Source organism: Aestuariibacter sp. A3R04 (genome assembly GCF_018860805.1).
Lineage (GTDB): Bacteria > Pseudomonadota > Gammaproteobacteria > Enterobacterales > Alteromonadaceae > Alteromonas.
Genome location: NZ_JAHKQR010000002.1, coordinates 55,167 through 75,507, shown reverse-complemented (window position 1 = coordinate 75,507; position 20,341 = coordinate 55,167). Strand labels below are relative to the sequence as shown.

General features: G+C 47.8%; 17 protein-coding genes. 13 read left to right on the top strand and 4 right to left on the bottom strand.

The window, feature by feature from the left end:
• The first annotated feature begins 19 nt into the window (after positions 1–19).
• The 4 genes from epd (at position 20) to KO518_RS03580 (ending at position 4,649) form a co-directional block, all read left to right on the top strand.
• On the top strand, positions 20–1,033 hold the full coding sequence (gene epd, locus KO518_RS03595) for an erythrose-4-phosphate dehydrogenase (protein WP_216024470.1): 1,014 nt from the start codon (positions 20–22) through the stop codon (positions 1,031–1,033).
• Positions 1,034–1,062: 29 nt separating this feature from the next.
• Entirely contained in the window at positions 1,063–2,241 is a 1,179-nt protein-coding gene (locus KO518_RS03590; protein ID WP_216024469.1) for a phosphoglycerate kinase, read from the top strand.
• Between the two features lie 118 nt (positions 2,242–2,359).
• Positions 2,360–3,259 (top strand): fructose bisphosphate aldolase, encoded by a 900-nt coding sequence (locus tag KO518_RS03585; protein ID WP_216024468.1) that lies wholly within the window; start codon positions 2,360–2,362, stop codon positions 3,257–3,259.
• Positions 3,260–3,488: 229 nt separating this feature from the next.
• A complete protein-coding gene (locus KO518_RS03580) occupies positions 3,489–4,649 on the top strand; it encodes a GGDEF domain-containing protein (RefSeq protein WP_216024467.1) in 1,161 nt (386 codons plus the stop codon).
• Between the two features lie 8 nt (positions 4,650–4,657).
• Here the strand turns inward: KO518_RS03580 and ppx are convergent, their stop codons facing one another.
• The 3 genes from ppx to KO518_RS03565 all read right to left on the bottom strand — a co-directional run bounded on the left by ppx (position 4,658) and on the right by KO518_RS03565 (position 8,850).
• Positions 4,658–6,187 carry an exopolyphosphatase gene (gene ppx / locus KO518_RS03575; protein WP_216024466.1) on the bottom strand — a complete coding sequence of 510 codons (1,530 nt, stop codon included), beginning with the start codon at positions 6,185–6,187 and terminating at the stop codon, positions 4,658–4,660.
• 9 nt (positions 6,188–6,196) lie between these two features.
• Complete coding sequence (gene ppk1 / locus KO518_RS03570; protein WP_216024465.1) at positions 6,197–8,266, bottom strand: polyphosphate kinase 1; 2,070 nt, start codon at positions 8,264–8,266, stop codon at positions 6,197–6,199.
• Positions 8,267–8,337: 71 nt separating this feature from the next.
• Positions 8,338–8,850, bottom strand: coding sequence for a glycine cleavage system protein R (locus KO518_RS03565; protein ID WP_216024464.1), 513 nt, complete (start codon positions 8,848–8,850; stop codon positions 8,338–8,340).
• Between the two features lie 162 nt (positions 8,851–9,012).
• Here KO518_RS03565 and KO518_RS03560 point away from each other — a divergent pair, with 162 nt between their 5' ends.
• The 5 genes from KO518_RS03560 (at position 9,013) to KO518_RS03540 (ending at position 15,851) form a co-directional block, all read left to right on the top strand.
• Positions 9,013–11,181: an ABC transporter permease subunit gene (locus KO518_RS03560; protein ID WP_216024463.1), complete on the top strand. Its 2,169-nt coding sequence runs from the start codon at positions 9,013–9,015 to the stop codon at positions 11,179–11,181.
• Positions 11,174–12,748, top strand: coding sequence for a phosphate ABC transporter permease PstA (gene pstA / locus KO518_RS03555; protein ID WP_216024462.1), 1,575 nt, complete (start codon positions 11,174–11,176; stop codon positions 12,746–12,748). Before KO518_RS03560 ends, pstA begins: the two co-directional genes overlap by 8 nt.
• 8 nt (positions 12,749–12,756) lie before the next feature.
• Complete coding sequence (gene pstB / locus KO518_RS03550) at positions 12,757–13,563, top strand: phosphate ABC transporter ATP-binding protein PstB (RefSeq protein ID WP_216024461.1); 807 nt, start codon at positions 12,757–12,759, stop codon at positions 13,561–13,563.
• An 11-nt stretch (positions 13,564–13,574) separates the two neighbouring features.
• Entirely contained in the window at positions 13,575–14,297 is a 723-nt protein-coding gene (gene phoU, locus KO518_RS03545; RefSeq protein WP_216024460.1) for a phosphate signaling complex protein PhoU, read from the top strand.
• Between the two features lie 282 nt (positions 14,298–14,579).
• A complete protein-coding gene (locus KO518_RS03540; RefSeq protein WP_216024459.1) occupies positions 14,580–15,851 on the top strand; it encodes an inorganic phosphate transporter in 1,272 nt (423 codons plus the stop codon).
• A 72-nt stretch (positions 15,852–15,923) separates the two neighbouring features.
• Here the strand turns inward: KO518_RS03540 and KO518_RS03535 are convergent, their stop codons facing one another.
• Positions 15,924–16,901, bottom strand: coding sequence for a universal stress protein (locus KO518_RS03535; RefSeq protein ID WP_216024458.1), 978 nt, complete (start codon positions 16,899–16,901; stop codon positions 15,924–15,926).
• Positions 16,902–17,098: 197 nt separating this feature from the next.
• On the opposite strand from KO518_RS03535, the gene KO518_RS03530 reads away from it, so the two are divergent.
• The 4 genes from KO518_RS03530 to KO518_RS03515 all read left to right on the top strand — a co-directional run bounded on the left by KO518_RS03530 (position 17,099) and on the right by KO518_RS03515 (position 20,302).
• Positions 17,099–18,007, top strand: a complete 909-nt coding sequence (locus tag KO518_RS03530; RefSeq protein ID WP_216024457.1) for a hydrogen peroxide-inducible genes activator — start codon at positions 17,099–17,101, stop codon at positions 18,005–18,007.
• Positions 18,008–18,169: 162 nt separating this feature from the next.
• Positions 18,170–18,718: a sigma-70 family RNA polymerase sigma factor gene (locus KO518_RS03525; protein WP_216024456.1), complete on the top strand. Its 549-nt coding sequence runs from the start codon at positions 18,170–18,172 to the stop codon at positions 18,716–18,718.
• The gene (locus tag KO518_RS03520) at positions 18,705–19,367 is read left to right on the top strand and encodes a hypothetical protein (protein WP_216024455.1); all 663 of its coding nucleotides are present in this window, start codon (positions 18,705–18,707) and stop codon (positions 19,365–19,367) included. Before KO518_RS03525 ends, KO518_RS03520 begins: the two co-directional genes overlap by 14 nt.
• 14 nt (positions 19,368–19,381) lie before the next feature.
• Positions 19,382–20,302: a hypothetical protein gene (locus KO518_RS03515; protein ID WP_216024454.1), complete on the top strand. Its 921-nt coding sequence runs from the start codon at positions 19,382–19,384 to the stop codon at positions 20,300–20,302.
• Positions 20,303–20,341: the final 39 nt, after the last annotated feature.

The following is a 20,341-nucleotide window of genomic DNA, read 5'->3' as shown; positions in this document are numbered from 1 at the left end:
GTCAACAAAGGCGGTTTTTATGGTCCGAGTTGCCATAAATGGTTTTGGCCGCATCGGTCGTAACGTACTGCGCGCCCTGTATGAAACAGGGCGCAATCAATTGATTAAAGTGGTTGCGATAAACGATTTAGCGGAACCAGAAGGCATTGCCCATTTACTGAAATACGATACCTCACACGGCCGTTTTGGTTTTGATGTAGCCCTTCAGGGCGAGCAATTAATGGTGGCGAGCGACAGTATACGCTTGCTTGCAGAACCCGATATCCACTCACTTCCCTGGGCCGATCTCGGCGTTGACATTGTCTTGGAGTGTACCGGAGTCTTTTCCGACCGGGAAGCCGGTATGGCACACCTCGCTGCTGGCGCGGGAAAAGTACTGTTTTCTCAGCCCGGCAGTACCGACTTAGACAACACCATTATTTTTGGTACCAACGAAGAATCGCTGCAATCGTCCCACAAGTTGGTTTCGAACGGTTCCTGTACTACCAATTGTATTGTTCCTGTCATACAGGCACTGGATAATGCGTTTGGTGTGCTGAGTGGAACAATTACCACTATTCATGCCTCTATGCATGATCAGCAGGTCATTGACGCCTACAATAAAGACCTTCGGCGAGCAAGAGCTGCAAGTCAGTCTATCATTCCTGTAGATACCCGGTTGGCTGCGGGAATTGAACGCATATTACCAAAATTTGCCGGCAAGTTTGAGGCCATAGCAGTACGTGTGCCAACCATCAACGTTACGGCAATGGATTTGAGCGTAACCCTTGACACAAACGTCAATATTGCAGATGTCAACGATGCACTTAAAAAGGCAAGGGAAGGGCGCTTATCCGGGATTTTGGGATATTCAGAAGCGCCGCTGGTGTCGGTGGATTTTAACCATGATCCCCATTCCTGTATTATCGACGGTACACAAACCCGAGTAAGTCACGGTCAGTTGGTAAAAACGCTGGTGTGGTGTGACAACGAATGGGGCTTCGCAAACCGAATGATCGATACCACGCTGGCGATGGTCCAGGCGGGGTGTTAACTAAACTTTGAAATAAAAGAGGGAACAACATGGCTATTCCTAGTATGAAGGATTTCGCACTCGACGGTAAGCGTGTGTTAATTCGTCAGGATCTGAACGTACCCGTAAAAGAGGGAAAGGTGACTTCTGATGCCCGTATCAGAGCATCTATACCCACTATTAAAGCAGCGCTGGATGCCGGGGCTGCAGTGATGGTTATGTCACACTTAGGACGTCCTACTGAAGGCGAGTACGATGATGCATACTCATTACAACCGGTAGTTGATTATCTGAATGCGGTACTGGATGTGCCCGTGACCCTGGTGAAAGACTACCTCGGCGGGGTAGATGCCAAAGCCGGTGAACTTCTGATTTTGGAAAATGTTCGCTTTAATGTGGGTGAGAAAAGCGATGATGAAAGCTTGTCGAAAAAGTATGCAGCACTGTGCGACATTTTTGTTATGGATGCCTTTGGCACAGCACATAGAGCCCAGGCGTCTACCCACGGAGTAGCGAAATACGCGCCAAACGCCTGTGCAGGTCCTCTGTTGGCTGCGGAACTCGATGCCCTCGGTAAAGCGCTGGATAACCCCAGGCGTCCAATGGTGGCTATTGTGGGTGGCTCAAAAGTATCAACAAAGTTAACGGTATTGAAATCGCTGGCAGAAAAAGTTGATCAACTCATCGTTGGTGGTGGTATTGCCAATACCTTTATTGCAGCTCAAGGTCATGGAGTGGGTAAATCACTGGTGGAAATGGACTTGGTGGGCGAAGCCAAAGAGCTTATTGCACAGGCCCAGGCAAACGGCGGTGATATTCCCGTACCGACAGACGTTGTGGTAGGCACGGCCTTTTCTGAAACCACCCCGGCTACGCTAAAGCCCGTGGACAAAATTACTGATGAGGACATGGTTTTCGATATCGGCCCCGATTCGTCAGCTGCCCTTGAAACCATCCTTAAAAATGCAGGCACTATTGTATGGAATGGCCCGGTGGGTGTATTTGAATTCGATCAGTTTGCTGCTGGTACGAAATCACTGGCACAGGCCATTGCCGACAGTGATGCATTCTCTATTGCTGGTGGAGGTGATACTCTGGCTGCAGTAGATAAATATGGCATCGCAGATAAGATATCTTATATTTCAACAGGTGGAGGTGCTTTCCTTGAATTTTTGGAAGGCAAAACCCTGCCAGCGGTCGCTGTTTTAGAAGAAAAAAACAATAAGTAAAACAGCGCTCGTGTAACGAATTCGTTACTCAACTTGTTCGGCGAACAGTGACGTTCGCCGGCATAATTATAAACCCTACGGCTGCCGACAGGTGGCGTCCCAAAAAGGAGTGTTGCTCATGGCATCACAAGCTCAGCAAGCTATGCTTGAAAAAATCAAAACCCAAAAAGGCTTTATTGCTGCTTTGGATCAAAGTGGTGGCAGTACACCTAAAGCACTGAAACTCTATGGTGTGGATGAGACTGAGTACAACTCAGATGAAGAAATGTTTGATTTAGTTCACGCCATGCGAACGCGTATTGTCACCAGTGAAGTGTTCAACGGTGACCGCGTCTTAGGCGCTATTTTGTTTGAAAATACCTTGGATCGCGAAATCGATGGTATGCCGTCGGCAAGGTATTTGTGGGATAAAAAGCAGGTTGTGCCATTCCTGAAAGTCGACAAAGGCTTAGCTGAAGAGCAGGATGGGGTTCAGATGATGAAGCCAATTCCTGGTTTAGATGCGCTGCTGGCGAAGGCAGTTGCCCAAGACGTATTTGGCACAAAAATGCGTTCAGTGGTAAAACTGGCCAATCAGCAGGGCATTAAGGCCGTGGTTGAGCAGCAGTTTGAAGTTGGCAAACAAATACTCGCCGCCGGTTTGGTGCCAATTATTGAGCCGGAAGTTGACATTAACAGCCCGCAAAAAGCACAAGCGGAAGCTCTCCTCAAGCAGGAAATACTGTCGCAACTTAACTTATTGGGCGAAGGTCAGAAAGTTATGTTGAAGCTCACCTTACCCAGCGAAGGGAACTTTTACAAAGCTCTTGTTGACCACCCCAAAGTGATCAAAGTAGTGGCTCTGTCTGGAGGATATAGCCGCGATGATGCCAATGCTAAACTGGCAGAAAACACCGGTGTTATTGCCTCTTTTTCCCGCGCACTAACCGAAGGCGTTTCTGCTCAGCAATCACAGGAAGTATTCGACAGCACCCTCGATAGTGCCATCGCTTCCATTTACCAAGCGTCCGCAACATAGTCAATGCCTTAGGGCTGGCGCAACTCCCGCTGGCCCTTTGTTCTGCACTGTACTCAGGTTTCTCAGCCCTGTTGTTTTTATAGCTTAAACAAGAGGGGAGATGCGTTTAATACTTCCCAAGTTTGCATTTGTCCGGAATAGGACTATGTTTAACCCACAAGTATCGATGGTTGGTGTGACATTGTTTTGAAACCATAACCTCGGGCGGCATTACGTGAGGAAATGGTTTTTGAGCACTTCTGACCACATACTTTTTCTTATTCTTGTTCACGGTGTATTGGTGAGTATTGGTATTGGATTTTCCTTTGCGCTACCAACGCCCACTGATAAATACAAATCTCAGTCTCCTCGGTTTGCCCGGTATTTCCTCTTTCTTATTTGGTGTGGTTTTGCGGCTATCTGTTTGCATCCACTGGGCTATCCTTTGCTAAGCGTTGCCACCTTGAATATTTGTATGCTGTCGGCGATGTATATGTTTGCCCTAACTGTATACAGGCGATATGGCAAGGTCTTGAGGCGTACACAAGGCTTGTTGATTCTTGGCCATTTAGTGATCTGCGAACTCTTTTCACTTTATTTCTTTCTTGGCGACAACGTGGTGTTGTATCGTCGGGTTTTTCTGATGCTGTCTGTTCTTGTGCCGTTGGTGTCTACCCTGAAAGTGATTTTTGACGTCATTCCTCAACAATCTGGAGGTGATGAGTTGACGTTGTTGATCGTCGGATTAGCCACCGCGGGTGTGGTGTTCGGCGTGCCTGCCTATCTTTTTACACTGGACACGGGTGAATCGGTGAGCATCAATGTCGCGTTTCTGGGCGTTTTCGTTTTTACTGTACTGTTTATGCTTGGCTTTCCCACCAGTCTCATGCAGTCGTTGTTCGTGAAGCTCAGATCACAAATTTACATCGACGCGTTAACGGGGGTTAACAACAGACATTTTTTCTATAAGGAAACCCCGCGAATGCTTGCTCACTGTCGAAGAGACAAACGGCCATTTTCAATGGTGGTCTGTGATATCGACCATTTTAAAGATATCAACGATCGGTTTGGTCATGCAGACGGCGATATTGCCTTAAAGTGTTTCGCTTCCGTGTTATCAGCTTCCCTTCGCCAGGGAGACAGCCTTGTGAGAATGGGAGGGGAGGAGTTTCTTATACTTCTACCTGATAGTGACTTAGCGCAAGCCAGTGCCATGGCTGAGCGATTGCGTGAATCTGTGGCTACGACAGTTATTGTTTTGGCGGGGGCAAAGATCAGCCTTACGTCTTCCTTTGGTGTGACCACCGTCATAGGAGATGACACCCTCCTTGAAGGAATGCGGCAAGCCGATGAAGCGCTTTACCGAGCCAAGGCGTCAGGGCGAAATCAGGTGAAACGGGCGCAACGGTAAGCTCTGCTTTAAGTGAGGTGCAGTTCCAAATCCAGTGCTTTCCAATACAGAACTTCTTGTTGTAAATCCGCAGACATGATAGGCCGGTTTTCCAGCCACCCTTCAGGCAATTGCAACACGAGCTTTTGCTTGGATGCCTGAACCGATAATTCAGGCACAAACCCTTCCTGGCGCTTGATGTTGAGTAAAGCACCGAGACGAAGTAGAGCAATAAGGCGCTTTACCAGTCCAAGATCAAACAGTTGAAACTCTGGCAGTTCCTGAACTTTAATCTTTTTACGGTGAAAGCGCACCAAACAAGACAACAATTCCTGTTGCTCTTGGGTAAAGCCTGGCATGTCAACGTTTGCAAGGATATAGGCGGAATGTCGCTGTACACCTCTGGAGTTGATTTGCAAACCAACTTCGTGAAGTAACGCCGCCCACGCCAGCATGGCGCGATAGTCTTTATTTTTGAATTTCCAGTCACCTGATACCTGGTCAAACAAATGTAAACTCGTATTTAACACCATGCCTGCCTGAACTGTATCGACGTCGTAACGGGTGGCCAGGCTTTTTGCAGTTCGCTCTCTGATATCGGAGTGCTTCAGTTCGTCTTCCATTTGATAGAGAACGCCTTCGCGGAGGGCGGCAGAAGAATACACCAGCTCATCGATACCGAGTGCTTCAAAAGTGCCAATTAAAATGGCCAGCCCACCGGCAATCACTCCGCGTCTGTCCTCGCTGATTTCAGCCATGGTGAGTTGGTCAACATGACCGGCTTCAATAAATGATTTCGCCAACTGCTTCAGGCTTTTGAGTGTTACTGGCTGCTCATGTCCGGAGGGCTTGTCTCTTTGGGCGAGGTTGTAAAGTGTCTTTATAGTGCCAGACGTGCCAATGCATTGTACCCAGCCCAAACGCTTGTAGCGGTTCTCAATTAACTCTAATTCTTGTTTGGCAGCGGTGATTGCGCGGTTGAACGACTTAGCCTTGAGTTCACCGGAGGAAAAAAAACGTTTAGTATAGCTCACGCAGCCCATCTGAAGGGAGCGACACACCAGTGGAGCAAAGCCTTCACCGATAACAAATTCCGTAGAACCACCCCCAATGTCTGTAACCAGCCGACGGCCGTCACTGTGATTAGTATGGGCCACGCCCTGATAAATCAAACGGGCCTCTTCCACACCGGAAATAATTTCTATCGGGTAGGGCAGTATTTCTTTCGCAGCGTTGATGAAAGCCTTGGCATTAACTGCCTTGCGCAGTGTGTGCGTGGCAACAATTCTGACTGAATCCGGCTCAAACCCCCGCAGACTTTCGGCTACCAGGGCGAGCATCTTCAACCCCCGCTCAATGGCCTCATCAGACAGCATATTATCTTCATTTAGACCAGCGGCCAGTCTGACTTTTTGCTTTAATCGGTGAAGAATTTGCACCGAGCCGGCATTAATACGGGCGACCACAAGATGAAAGCTGTTGGAACCAATGTCCAGAGCCGCAACTTTGGTAGTTTCACGGCTTTCAACAGCTTCAAAGACAGTTTCGGTAGGGCTCATTAAATAGGGTTACTCATCGTCGATGCGTTTCAAATAGTCGTATATTTCAATTTGTGAGCGCAGTTTCTTTCTATTACCCCGTCGAACGTAACGATTGGTTTGTTCCTTGTCAATCACGCGTGCCTTTAGGGTGTCGCGAAACTGCAATTCTAGCACATCCACAATTTGTTGTTGTAGACGCTTGTCATAAACCGGACAGCCCACTTCGATGCGGTTATCCATGTTGCGGGTCATCCAGTCTGCAGATGAAATGTACACCTTGCGCTGCCCACCGCCTTCGAAAACCATAACTCTGGGGTGTTCAAGGAAGCGGTCAACAATGGAAATGATGGAGATATTGTCGCTAATCCCAGGCAGGCCCGGTACCAGTGAGCACATCCCCCTGACAATACCGCGAATTTTCACTCCGGCCTGGCTGGCTCGATACAAATCGTCAATGAGTTCTTTGTCAACCAAGTTGTTAATTTTGAATGTGATTTGCGCTTTATGTCCCTCCTTGAGGAATTGAATTTCCTGGCGTATAAGAGACTGTATCTTTGTTCTGCTGTTTAGCGGCGAAATTTGCAAATGCTGGAACTTGTAGCGCCTGTAGGGATACTGAATCAGGTCGAATACCCCAACGCCTTCTTCTGCGAGTTCCTGGTTGCGGGTGAACAGGCTAAAGTCTGTATAAATTTTAGCGGTTTTTTCGTTGAAATTTCCGGTGCCAAAGTGGGCGTAGTGCACCAGTGAACCTCGTTCTTCCCGGGTAACTATGCATAACTTACTGTGAATTTTCAGCGTCGGCACACCAAGAACAACTCTAATCCCAGCATCGGTCATACGTCGTGACCATTCAATGTTAGCCTCTTCGTCGAAGCGAGCTCTCAGTTCTACTACTACCGTTACTTTTTTGCCATTGTCTACTGCGTCGATCAGCGAGTTGATAATACGGGAGTGACTGGCCACGCGGTAAATGTTGATTCGAATAGTTTTTACACTGGGGTCGAATGCCGCCTGGCGAACGAATTCTGTGAAATGAAGAAAACGGTGATACGGATAGTAAAGCAGGATGTCATGGGCGGTGATGGCTTCAAACACGGTGTTGTAACGGGAAAACATTTTGCTGTCTATGGCTGGCAAACGAGGATTTTCCAAATATTCCCTGCCTACATTGGGGAAGCCAATGAAATCCTTGAAGTTGCGATAGTGTCCCGCTGCATGGATTGTATCGAGTTTAGATACTTTCAGACGCTTGCGCAGATCTTGTACCATATCGTCTGGCATGGCGTGGTCGTGGATAACCCGAACCGGTTCGGCAATGAGACGCTGCTTCATGCTTTCAGACATTTTATCCATATAACTCTCGTCAATTTCATCATTGATCGAGTATTCGGAGTCGCGGGTCATTTTAAACGAATAGGCTTCCAACGAGTCGTATTTAACAAACCCCCTGAAAATATCTCCCAGACATAACTGAATTACGTCATCGAGTAATACAATGTGTTTTTTCTTTCTACTTTTTTCCGGCGGGATAACAATAAACCGGGACGTTTCAGAGGTTGGAACTTGCACCGCGGCGTAACGGGTATTTCTGCCCTCTCTTCGCAATGCCACGTAGAGATAAACGGCAGTACCATTCAGACGGCTGAGTAAATCCGTTTTCTTGTCGATGAGAATGGGAGCAATATGGCGAAGGATTTTGTTGACGAATAAATTTCGTACCCACGTGCGTTGATAATCGTCAAGATCGTTCTTTCGCAGAATAAAGATGTTATAACGGGCCAGTGCCTTGAGTACATCTTTGTGGATCTCGTCGAACTTATTAGACAGTTGTACGACTTTTTTCTGGATTTGCTCCATCAGCGAGATAAGATGTTCGGCTTCTTCTTCGCTGCCATTGTCCTGGGCAATGGTGATCTGTCGTTTTACGTCTGCCGCCCGTACGCGATAGAACTCATCCAGATTGTTTGAGTAAATGCCCAAAAAACGGATGCGTTCCACCGCTGGATTGTTTTTGTCAGCGGCTTCTTGTAGCACCCGTTCATTGAATGAAAGCCAGCTGAGTTCTTTGGGATAATACAGTTCGTTGTGTTCCATACTGTAACAGTCGTTTTCCAAAAGTGAGTGAGTCTGCCACGTCCCCGTGACATCAGTGTGACAAAACGCGTTTAGTCTTCCTGGTTGGTATTAATGTCGACAACCAGATCGTTAGCGATGCCTTCCAACGCTGTTTGCAGCGCGCTGTCATCGAAATTTTCGGAGACGGCGATAACCGCTTTGGCCTTAAACATCAGGCTGCCCCAGTTTGGCGCACTTTCACACCGTGAATCGAAAGACACAATGTTGAGATTAAACTGGTTTAGAATATGCGTAAGTTCCTGTACGATGCCAGGCTTATCGTTGCCCATCACTTCAACAGCGAGGGTGTCGTGGAGGGGGGCTGTTTTTTCTGCGATGGAAACCGACTGTACAGTCAGGTCTGGCAAACTGTTTAACGCCGCGACCAGCTCGTCGTGCTTTTCCGAAGGAACATGAACTTCAACGAAGCCGGTAAAGTGGCCGGCCATATGGGCAAAACTGCTACCGAGCCAGTTTGCATCGTGGCGGTAAACACACTTGGCTAAGGCGTCAACCAAACCCGGTTTATCCTTACCCATGATGGTGATAATCAAAGATTGCATAGGCACTCCTGTTATTGTCACGGTTAGCACCTTGCATTGGTGCGAGAGATGCTTGGTAAAACACGTTAAGTTTCACTTGATTACCAGTATTAAAATAACACATGATTGGCGTTCAACCCTATCTGAGATCTGAAAAATCAGGCAAAAGTTGCTTTTATAATAATGAAGTCACCTGCGGACAAACTCAATGACAAAAGGCAGCGCAAAGATAAGCAGCTGAGATTCACCGTCACATTCTTTGGTGCTCTGGTGCTGTTTACCCTGATTTTGTTGGTCACTCATCTTGTTTCCCAGGCTTTGCCTCTGGCTATGCGTCCATCAATGTCAGAAACTGCCAGTATTTCCATACAAGGGCTACCTGGGCTGTCCCAAAGTCAAATCCTCACCAGTGGTGATTTGCTCGAAAATCAGCCCCTTATTGTTCAGGAGGGTGATTGTCGCATATCCATGTTTGTCTTAACTGAACAGCTAACTCTGCAGCCTTTTCACGATTACATCCGTCCTTGCGAGCACAGTACCCAGGTGATAACAGAGCAGGAACAACAGTACGTTGTTGATGTCTCTGCGGCAGGACAATTGCGCATTTTGGAAGTGCAGGCCATTAGTTTGCCAGCGCAAAACCCGGCCGGCAGCGAGCATACTCAACCTGCGCATACGCCCACAGTAAGCTTTGCGTTGCCTATGAGCACTTGGCAAAACAGAATGGAGTGGGAGGTTGGATTGAGTGATACATGGGCAGTCGCGACGGTGAAAACCCCGGATACTATATTTGTTCGCTGGGTAAACCGAGCAAATCCGACCCTGGTTTACGATCACACCTTCGCATCGGCTCATCGGGTTCTTGCGTTACCGGGAAGCGGCGTGATGCTTGTAAATAACAAAACCCTGTTGGAACAATATACTGTCGGAGGCACACATACTGACCAGTTAATAAGGGAGCCTGTCATAAACTGGTTCAGAGTTGCGAAAGACCGTTCGGTGATCATTGAAACGGCTGACCACGTGTTTACGCGGTGGGTGTTGCACAACCAGAACGGCAGCATGAAATACAGACCGAGCTGGTCTATTGTTGCGCCTGACAACACGTCTGCGACATCCGTATCCGTTCATGCCACCACTAATGCATTGATGCTGCTGACGAACAATAAGCAGGTGTTGCTTATAAACAGGGTGACCGGGGAAATCGTAAATACCCAGTCTGTCGAGCAACAATATGAACAGGCCTTTTGGTTTGGTCGTAACTTGTATTTCAGTTCGGAAACAGACGTATCTATTTATCAGGTTCACTGGTTGTCGGGCATTACTACCTGGTCGTCCTTGTTTAGCCCACATTTATACGAGGGTTACGAGGAGGCGGCTACGGTTTGGCAATCCAGCAGCGGGTCTGACTTTCAGGAAACCAAGTACAGCTTAGTTCCCTTGCTCATGGGTAGTTTGAAAGCGTCGCTGCTCGCTTTGATTATCGCTATTCCCCTGTCGATCGGGGCTGCGATCTACACGGCTTATTTCTGCCAGACCAGAATCCGATACTGGTTAAAACCGGCCATCGAATTACTCGAAGCCATACCTTCTGTACTCATTGGCTTTGTCGCAGCAATATGGCTTGCTCCCATGGCAGAGCGCGTGCTGTTTGCTTTTGCTTTCTTTTTGTTTGTGATACCGGTGCTTTTGCTGGCTGTTGCCTATTTTCAACATCGGGTAAGTCGCTGGTTGCCGTTAAAGCTACGACGTGGGACAGAATTGATAATCCTTCCGATAAGTGCACTATTGCTCGGCTATTTCAGTATGCACTGGATGCCAGACTGGTTATTCGCTGTACTTGAGATTAACGGTTTTGACGTACTGAGCGGACATTCCCAAAGTCCCATCGGAAAAACCACTATTGTGGTTGCGCTTGCGTTAGGTGTTGCTATTGCACCTACTATTTATTCGTTGGCCGAAGACGCGATTAATGGTGTGCCGCAACATTTAAAGCACGCATCATTTGCTTTGGGCGCCACGCGACTACAGACCTTGCATCACATCGTTTTTCAAATTGCCATGCCGGGGATACTGGCAGCAATTATGATGGGCTTTGGCAGAGCGTTTGGCGAAACGATGATCGTGTTGATGGTCACCGGCAATACCCCCGTTGCTGACTGGAGTTTACTGGAAGGTCTTCGGGCACTCACCGCAAACCTGGCAATTGAACTGCCGGAAGCCGATGTCAACAGCGTACATTTTCAGGTACTGTTTTTTACGGCTTGTATTCTTTTTGGCTTTACTTTCGTGGTGAACACCTTTGCAGAGTTGTTGCGTCAGCGATTGCGCCGGGGATCACGCTATGATTAACGACAAAATAAAATCGTTGCTTAATCCGGCACAACGACAATCTTTTGTCATTAGCGTAACGGCTTTTTTCTCCACGTTGCTCTTGTTGGTGTTAGGCAGTATTCTCGCACTGGTTATTTACCGAGGTACGGCGTATTTTTGGCCGGAGCCCATCTATTCGGTGGCGTTTGTTTCTCAACAAGACAATCGCGCAACCGTGGTTTATGCACAAATATACAGCGAGTTTGAAGAAGACGGCAAACAGGTTAGATGGCTGCGTTACTCCCATGAGGATAATCCGTTTGGCACACAAATTCTGCTTGATGAAAAAGACACGTTATCGGTTATTGAATCTGCCAACGGGGCAAATATAACCCTTAACGACGGGCTGTCTGTGATGGGGGTTCCAGTGCGCATCAACGGGTCAGCCTCCGCTGCTTTTTCTGAACAGCACTACGAAGTGATGCGAAAAAAAGTAGATGAGATTGATGCCAGCATCACAGATATTCGAACCCGATGGTTGTCGGAAATCCATCAAAAACTCGCCGAACTCGATCAACTTAACGTAGCCAGGGACGCGCCGGCACGGGAAAAACTCAATGACGCTTTTCACCAGTGGCAGAGCAGAATTATTGCGATGGAGAATGAGCGTGACAATTTTAGCATTGAGGTGGCAATGGCCGATGGGGCGGTGGTGCCAATTGCACTGGCCCGTATTCAGGATATTGTTTTTCCGGGTCAATTGAGCTTTGTTGGCAAAATTGCCGTTACTTTCACTAAAATCGGCCAGTTTCTATCCCAGTCTCCAAAGCAAGCGAATACGGCCGGTGGGGTATTCCCTGCGCTGTTTGGCACAGTGTTAATGGTTTTCCTTATGACCATTATTGTCACCCCGTTTGGCGTTCTGGCCGCAGTTTACCTGAGTGAGTATGCACCCAATACCCTGCTAACAGGGGTGATCCGTGTTAGTGTGGCCAACATGGCCGGAGTGCCGTCAATTGTGTATGGCGTTTTCGGACTGGGCTTTTTTGTATACACCATGGGCGGTAATATCGATGCGCTGTTTTTTTCTGACAGTCTGCCCGCACCAACGTTAGGTACACCAGGACTGTTTTGGGCATCGCTGACCATGGCGATGCTGACGTTACCTGTGGTTATTGTGGCCACAGAAGAAGGCCTTCGTCAGGTACCTACCGGCTTGCGTGCGGGAAGTTATGCACTGGGAGCAACTAAAGCCGAGACCATTATTTACACCGTGCTGCCCATTGCTTCACCCGGAATCATGACGGGCGTTATTCTGGCAATTGCCAGAGCTGCGGGGGAAGTGGCGCCGTTGATGATTGTAGGTGCGGTTAAGTTTGCTCCTAATTTGCCGTTCGATGGTGAGTTCCCCTATTTGCACTTAGACCGCCAGTTCATGCATTTGGGGGTGCTGATTTACGATGGCGCGTTCCATAGTCAGACTGACGCCAAGGGAGCGTCAATGATGTTTGCCACGTGTTTACTGCTATTGCTGGTAGTGTTGGTGCTAAATGTACTGGCTGTGTTGTTGCGTGCGCGTTTGAGAAAACGCTATTTGACCAATTGAGAATCATTATGCTGAAACTGTTTGAACACGAAACCCTGAACGTTCATAACCTGAGTGATGAAGAAACAGCCATTAGGGTTGAAGATCTCAGTTTGAGTTTTGGGCAAAAGCAAGTTCTGCAGAACATTAGTTTATCTATTCCCAAGCATCGCATCACGGCATTTATCGGCCAGAGTGGCTGCGGAAAATCTACGCTTATCAGCAGTTTTAATAGAATGAACGAATTGGCGCCTGACTGTCGGTATTCTGGTAAAGTCTTTATTAATGGCCGGGATATTAATAGCAGAAAAGAAAACCTGTCCCAGTTGCGGGCGCAGGTAGGCATGGTTTTTCAAAAGCCCAACCCTTTTCCCATGAGTATCTACGACAACGTGAGTTACGGTTTAAAACTGCAGGGAATTCGCGTGCGGCGCTTTCTCGATGATGCAGTGGAACAGGCGTTAAAAGATGCAGCCCTGTGGAGTGAAGTTAAAGATCGTTTGTTTGAATCGGCCCACGTACTATCGGGGGGACAGCAACAGCGATTGGTGATTGCCAGGGCACTAGCGCTGAAGCCGGACATTCTTTTGCTAGATGAGCCGACTTCGGCCCTCGACCCATTGACAACGCTTTTCATTGAAGAGCTCATGGCGGGGTTAAAAAAGCGCTGTTCTATTATTATCGTTACCCATAATATGCAGCAGGCAGCCAGGGTGTCCGATTACACCGCTTTTTTACACCAGGGAAAGCTCATTGAATATACCGACAGTGATACCTTGTTTACCATGCCGGAATACAAGCAAACAGAAGATTACATTACCGGTCGGTACGGATAGGAGAGTCAAACATGTCGCGCCAAGTTGCCCTTAACACCCATATTTCAGGCAAGTTTAACACTGAGCTGGAAAACCTGCGGAACTCCGTACTCACCATGGGCGGAGAAGTTGAGCAGCAACTCGTAGACACACTTAACGCCATTAAGTCCAATAATGCAGGCTTGGCCGAAAAAGTGATTCTCAACGATTTAAAAGTTAACGCAATGGAAATGCAAATCGACGAGGAGTGTTTACGGATTATAGCAAAGCGCCATCCTACTGCATCTGATCTCCGGTTAGTTATGATGGTGTCAAAAGCAATTACAGATATCGAGCGTATGGGCGATGAGATTGAGCGCATCGCCCGGTTAGTTACCAAGAATAAACTGCCGTCTTCGGAAATAATAAAAAGCAGTATGCTATTGATTGGCGAGCGAGTGATTCAAATGATGCGAGGCACCTTTGATGCGCTTGCACGACAAGATGAGCACGCTGCTCTGGAGGTGTATGATCAGGACAATCGCATAGACGCCGAATATAAAAAATTGCTCAAGTACACCACTTCAGAAATGCAAAAAAGCACGGAAGACATGCAGGATTGGCTCGAGGTCTTGTGGGCACTGCGTTCTCTGGAGCGGATAGGCGACCGCTGTAAGAATATTTGCGAATACGTTGTGTACCTTGCAAGAGGCACAGATGTCCGTCATTCACCACTGGAAAACATGCAGCAAAAATTGAATCAACTGTCGTCGTGACTATGATAAGTTGTCACAAAATTGAAATAATTGTCGCTAATTTGCGCATTCAAACATGCAATTGTTGCGATTTGTCTTTTAACGCAAATTTCCACTATGGCAATGCGATTAGTTACGCTATTATGCGCCGCAGTTAACTTGGAATGGTTAAATTGTAGCCTGTGTTTAAGCGAATGTCGCTTGTACCCATTGTCGAAGACAATGACGAAGTTAATGTGATAAACCCTGAGCGCCCATTGGCGCTTTTTGACTTTTACTGCGAATAATCCAGGAGCGAAACCTGTGGAACTTCTGCAAAGTTATGGCATGACGCTAATCATTCTTGCCGCAGTTGTTGGCTTTGTCATGGCCTGGGGGATCGGAGCCAATGACGTTGCAAACGCAATGGGAACGTCAGTTGGTTCAAAAGCCCTGACGATCAAGCAGGCAATTGTTATTGCGATGATCTTCGAGTTTGCCGGGGCCTATTTGGCGGGTGGTGAAGTCACCAGTACCATCCGCAAGGGCATTATCGACCCAATGTTCTTTACGGAAAGACCGGATTATCTGGTACTCGGGATGATAGCATCGCTATTTGCCGCGGGTATCTGGCTTGGGTTAGCCTCTTGGTTGGGGTGGCCGGTGTCAACTACCCATTCAATTATTGGTGCGATTATTGGCTTCACGGCCACCGGCGTGAGCATGGATGCCGTTGAGTGGAGCAAAGTGGGTGGTATCGTAGGGAGTTGGGTGGTAACGCCCGCAATATCCGGCTTTATTGCCTACCTGATTTTTATCAGTGCACACAAGCTCATTTTCGATACAGCTACCCCGTTCAAAAATGCCAAACGATATGTGCCTTTTTACATGGCTCTGGCAGGTTTTGTAATGTCGCTCGTGACCATCAAAAAAGGCCTGAAACACGTTGGTTTAACACTTTCTCCTGAAATGGGCTACCTACTGGCTATTGGCATTTCGGTGTTGCTAGGCCTAATCGGCCGCTATGCCATTTCCAGAATGCACTTTTCTGAAGACCACAGCGCGGATATTCAAAGCGCAAACGTGGAGAAAGTATTTGCCATGCTCATGGTGGTTACCGCTTGCTGTATGGCTTTTGCCCACGGTTCCAACGATGTAGCTAATGCCATTGGGCCGCTGGCTGCGGTAGTCAGCGTAGTGACATCAGGTGGTCAGATTAACACGAGTGCGGAGTTGGCGCCGTGGATCCTCCCGCTTGGTGGTTTAGGTATTGTAGCCGGGCTTGCTTTATTCGGTCATCGGGTTATAAAAACGATAGGTCAGGGGATCACACATCTGACACCTAGCCGGGGCTTCGCTGCAGAGCTTGCAGCAGCATGTACAGTGGTTATTGCCTCTGGAACAGGGTTGCCGATTTCAACTACACAGACACTGGTAGGCGCAGTGTTGGGGGTAGGTATGGCAAGAGGTGTATCGGCGCTAAACCTCGGCATTGTGAGAAATATTGTCGTATCCTGGATCATCACATTACCTGCAGGTGCAATCCTCGCGATTGCTTGTTTCTTCAGTCTTAAAGCGTGGTTTGGCGTGGTCTGATATCAGCGCTATACCGCAGAAAAAAGCCGACGTTTTCGTCGGCTTTTTTCATGGCAACTGCTATTTTTAGCATTAAACATCCACGGGAGTCACGAAACCTTCCGGTTTTAGCCCGATGACGGCACAATCGAGTTGTACGATGGTCTCTTCAGCGGTGCCGCCCATGATATACCCGGGCACACCCAGACGGGAAAGCGTACCCATTACCACTGCATCTGCCTGACACTGTTTACTGGTTTTGGCAATTTCCCTTCTTGGATAACCTTTTATCAGATGAAGGCAAGGTGCGAGTTGCTTGTATTGCTCCTCTCCAATATCCAATTGCAATATACCAAGCAAGCGCATAATTTCAGTTTCCCGCTCTTCGTGAATGGCCTGAAGATTTTGTTGCAGGACATTTTCGTTGACACTGATAAACCCATTTCGCAGAATGTTTTCCGGTACAGAGTCATACACGTGAACAATGTGAAGTTGAGCGTGTTCCAGAAGCGCGATATGCGCTGCATAGTTCAGTATATCCAGTGCTAATTGTTTGCGAATTGCAATTTCGTGGGTAGGGTAGTGATAGTTTACATCCACCGCTGCTACAATTTGGGAGTATTTTTTCTCTTTCTTCTGCTGCACTATCCAAACCGGACACGGGCACTTTCTCAACATATGGCGGTCATCACTACCGGTAAGGTTATTGAGGATTCCGTGTTGGCTTCGCTTGATTACGAGGTCGATATTGTGAGTTACAACATACTTTACGGCTTCCAGAAACAGCTCGCCAATGGCAACGACGCCCATGATCGGGAGTTCATCTCCCCATTGGGCTATTTTAGTATCAAGCCAGGTTTGGGCCGACTGCGCCATGGTTGATTGAGACTCCAGATACTCAAATGACTGCATTACCATTTGGGCGTTGGGTGGAAGCGCGTCAAGTGACAGCATTACGGTTAAGGAAGCTTGGTGAACTCTGGCGACATGCATAGCCTGAGCGATAAGTGGGTCCTGGTCGTGTGTATCGTGCAAAATACAAAGAATGTTAGAGAAGCGCCCTTTGCTCATGATTTACCTGCTCTGTTTACGCAATAGCCCTATTATAGACTGCTCATCGCCCAGTGAACACGAATGAGTGGGTGAATCTTTCGTTACATCATCCAGAGAAGCAGCAATGTTTGTATCACTATGACAGCGTTTCCTTGTGCCCACTTAATCTGCATGTTAGATTGATATTGTGTTTTCTAATCTATTAAGGTTTCAACATGAAGTGGCCTAACCTCAAGCACCTCCACTATTTGGTAACACTTTATCAGGAGCAACATTTCCATCGTGCTGCCCACCGTTGCAATGTTAGTCAGTCTACCCTGAGTACAGCTATTCAAAACCTCGAAGAACATTTTGGCAGCCAGCTACTGGAACGGGAGCACAAAACCTTTGTGTTTACTTCTCTGGGGTTGGAAATTGTTGAGCGAAGCAAGGTCTTACTACAAGAAGCTGGTGAGCTTGTGGAGTTTGCACAAAACGCTGGGAATTGGGAGAAAGGGAAACTAAAACTCGGCGTTATTCCTACCATAGCACCTTTTCTTTTCGAAGGTATGATTGGCAGCTTCAATGCGTTTTTACCGGATATCGCCCTTGAATTGCAGGAAGATACCACGCAAAATTTGCTTCAGCAGTTATCTGATGGCAAGCTGGATTTACTTATTCTTGCGTTGCCCATGGAAACACCGGGCTGCAAGCAAATGGTCATTGGTCACGACCCTTTTCACCTCATTGCCCACGAAGCGCTGGCATCGTCGTTACCCGATCCTTTCGATATTTCCGCATTGCCAGACAAGAGTATTTTCCTTTTGCAGCAGGAGCACTGTATGACAGGCCATGCCGTCAGTGCTTGTAATCTGCAACACAGGGAACAAGTTAGTTCCTTGGCGGCGAGTAGTTTGTACACCCTTGTGCAATTGGCAAACAGCAAACTCGGTTATACGTTTTTACCTGAACTGGCGCTCAACCAAAATATCATTAAGAATACGGAATTGGTGTCTTTACCCGCTGAAGACCAGGCATTTCGCGAGATCGGCTTGGTGTGGCGATCAGGCACAACCCGCATGAGGTTGTTCCGTCGTGTGGGGGAAATTCTGGCTCCCCTGCTACCCATTCCTGCCCTGAAATAGACAGTAAGAAAAAAATAGAAAAAAGCGCAAACTTTCTTGCGGGAAGTATCGACATTATTACTGGAAACGCGGGAAGTGATGCCAAAACGCCAAACCCCATTGCGGTGGGCAGATTACGTAACCATTGCTTCAATAACAACAAGTATTGCACGAGGATGACACGTGTTTGAGAAACACGACGAGCAATTGGTTGCCCAAGCCCTAAAGGGAAACAAACGGGCGTGGATGGCACTGGTTACTCGCTATGAAAAATCAATTTATCACTACGGCCTGAGAATGACCGGGAACCCGGCGGACGCCGCGGATCTGATGCAGGATATTTTTGTGTCTGTGTTTCGCAGTCTGGCTAACTACCGCGGTGACGGTGCGTTCAAAGGCTGGTTGTTTCGCATTGCCCATTTTCGTTGTATCGAGTTTTATCGCAAGCGCAAACCAGAGCAATCGATGGACGATGTGCCTGAGCCGGAATGTGGACGGGCAACACCTGAAGGAGAAGTGTTGAACGACAGTACGAGCCAGTCTTTACTGGCAGCCATGCAGCGACTGCCCCTGTCCCAAAAGGCTGTGGTAGAACTGAAGTTTTTTGGACAGTTCACCTTCGATGAAATTGCCGATCAAATGGGGCTGTCACCGAATACTGTTAAGTCGCGTCTGTATAGCGCATTGTCCAGGTTAAAGTTGGATTTGGAGGTAGAGCATGCCCAAGCATGACAAAGAACGATTATTGGCCAAGTGGTTGGATGACGGTCTGACACCAGATGAGCGACAGGCATTTGAAAAACTGTGTATTGACGACAGTGAATTCGCTGAGCAAGTCGCCGCGGCGAATCAGGTGTCAATGATGGCTGAGCAATTTGAGCAAGTCGCTGTGCCACAGTGGAATAAAAGCAGTACATTTACCATGCCTGAAAAGGCCAGGTGGTGGCAATGGCAAGGTTTACCAGCGCTATCCTTTAGCTCTTCTGCTGCTGCCATAGTAATGGTACTTAGCGGTTTCCAGGTGTCGGTTGATGACGGGCGTATGAGTTTTGGTTTCGCCAGGTCGGGCCCGAGTCAGCAAGAGATAGCTGCCATGGTGGATGACAAACTCAATCAATATCAACTCGCTAATCAGGAAATGTTTGGCAAATATGTTGATGCCATTGCGCTACAACAGAAAGAAAGCGCCGCCCAGCTTACTCAGTATTTGTTGTCATCGAGCAGGCAGGAACGACGGGAAGACTTTGCTGAATTTGTGAAGTTTATCAATCAACAACGTGACGATGATCAGCGCTTTATGGCAAGACAACTGAACCACCTTAAAGACGAAATCGATGCGCTGGAAGGCGGCTATATAATGCCTCCTGTATCCGGCGAGTAATCTAAAGAGGCAGAATGATGATGAAACGAACTGTGTTGGCTGTGGCCATGTTTTTCACTGCCGGAGCATCTGTTGCAGATAGTCCGGAAGCGTATTCAGGAATTGAGAAAGAAATTGAGATAGTGAAAGGTATTATTGATACCTCACTCAAACAGCAACAGCCTGACAAGGGGCTTCGCTACCGTTCATTGGATGCCACTTACCTGGCAGGACAGGGTGTGGTGTTTACAGTAACCACGTCGGGCAGCAGTGGGTGGGCTAATCACATGTCTGAGTTTATCAGTCAAATTCCGCCCATTCCACCGCTTCCGGAGGTGCCGGTAATTGTACACGGTGGTGACGTAGATATTGAGTTAAGTCACGAGTGGGAATCCTTTGCCGAGGAGACGGCAGAGCGATTTGAAGAAGCGTTTGCTGAAACATCTGAAAAGATTCACGATTTGCGCAGCGATCAAAGAGAGATTGCCTGGGAGCGTCGTGAGATCGAACGACGTAAACGGGATCTTGAATTTGAAGCCAGTCGTGGTGATAAATCGCGGCAGGAAGAGATTAAAAACGAGCTCAAGGAAATGGAAAAAGAGCTGGCATCGTTGACCAAACGTGAACAAAAACTCAAGACGCGGGCTGATGCATTTGAACAACAGCGCAGTGAAGAAATTGCTGCTCGGGAGAAAGCGCAACAAGAGGCTTTGAAAGCATTTCTTAGTAGCTTTGAAACGGGGGTAGGAGACGCCTTGTGCCGTTTTGGTGGCGGTATGCGGGCACTACCTGCCGAACAGCACATCACATTTGTTTTAAAAAGTTTTTCGCGGGATGAAAATCGACAATCTCAGGATCGGATATACGTCTTTGACAAGCGCCAGGTCAATGCATGTGTGCAGGACAAAATATCCGCAGACAAACTGCTAACTGAAGCTCATATCTACGATTTTTAACAACTCAGCTATTAAATTGTGAAGCAGAACACAAGGAGT

Bases quoted from the DNA above. Each gene is read 5' to 3' on its own strand.
- pstB (WP_216024461.1), top strand. From the start codon at position 12,757: ATGCTGAAACTGTTTGAACACGAAACCCTGAACGTTCATAACCTGAGT.
- KO518_RS03590 (WP_216024469.1), top strand. From the start codon at position 1,063: ATGGCTATTCCTAGTATGAAGGATTTCGCACTCGACGGTAAGCGTGTG.
- phoU (WP_216024460.1), top strand. From the start codon at position 13,575: ATGTCGCGCCAAGTTGCCCTTAACACCCATATTTCAGGCAAGTTTAAC.
- KO518_RS03585 (WP_216024468.1), top strand. From the start codon at position 2,360: ATGGCATCACAAGCTCAGCAAGCTATGCTTGAAAAAATCAAAACCCAA.
- KO518_RS03520 (WP_216024455.1), top strand. From the start codon at position 18,705: ATGCCCAAGCATGACAAAGAACGATTATTGGCCAAGTGGTTGGATGAC.
- KO518_RS03535 (WP_216024458.1), bottom strand. From the start codon at position 16,901: ATGAGCAAAGGGCGCTTCTCTAACATTCTTTGTATTTTGCACGATACA.
- KO518_RS03560 (WP_216024463.1), top strand. From the start codon at position 9,013: ATGAAGTCACCTGCGGACAAACTCAATGACAAAAGGCAGCGCAAAGAT.
- ppk1 (WP_216024465.1), bottom strand. From the start codon at position 8,266: ATGGAACACAACGAACTGTATTATCCCAAAGAACTCAGCTGGCTTTCA.
- ppx (WP_216024466.1), bottom strand. From the start codon at position 6,187: ATGAGCCCTACCGAAACTGTCTTTGAAGCTGTTGAAAGCCGTGAAACT.
- epd (WP_216024470.1), top strand. From the start codon at position 20: ATGGTCCGAGTTGCCATAAATGGTTTTGGCCGCATCGGTCGTAACGTA.
- KO518_RS03565 (WP_216024464.1), bottom strand. From the start codon at position 8,850: ATGCAATCTTTGATTATCACCATCATGGGTAAGGATAAACCGGGTTTG.
- KO518_RS03515 (WP_216024454.1), top strand. From the start codon at position 19,382: ATGATGATGAAACGAACTGTGTTGGCTGTGGCCATGTTTTTCACTGCC.
- pstA (WP_216024462.1), top strand. From the start codon at position 11,174: ATGATTAACGACAAAATAAAATCGTTGCTTAATCCGGCACAACGACAA.
- KO518_RS03530 (WP_216024457.1), top strand. From the start codon at position 17,099: ATGAAGTGGCCTAACCTCAAGCACCTCCACTATTTGGTAACACTTTAT.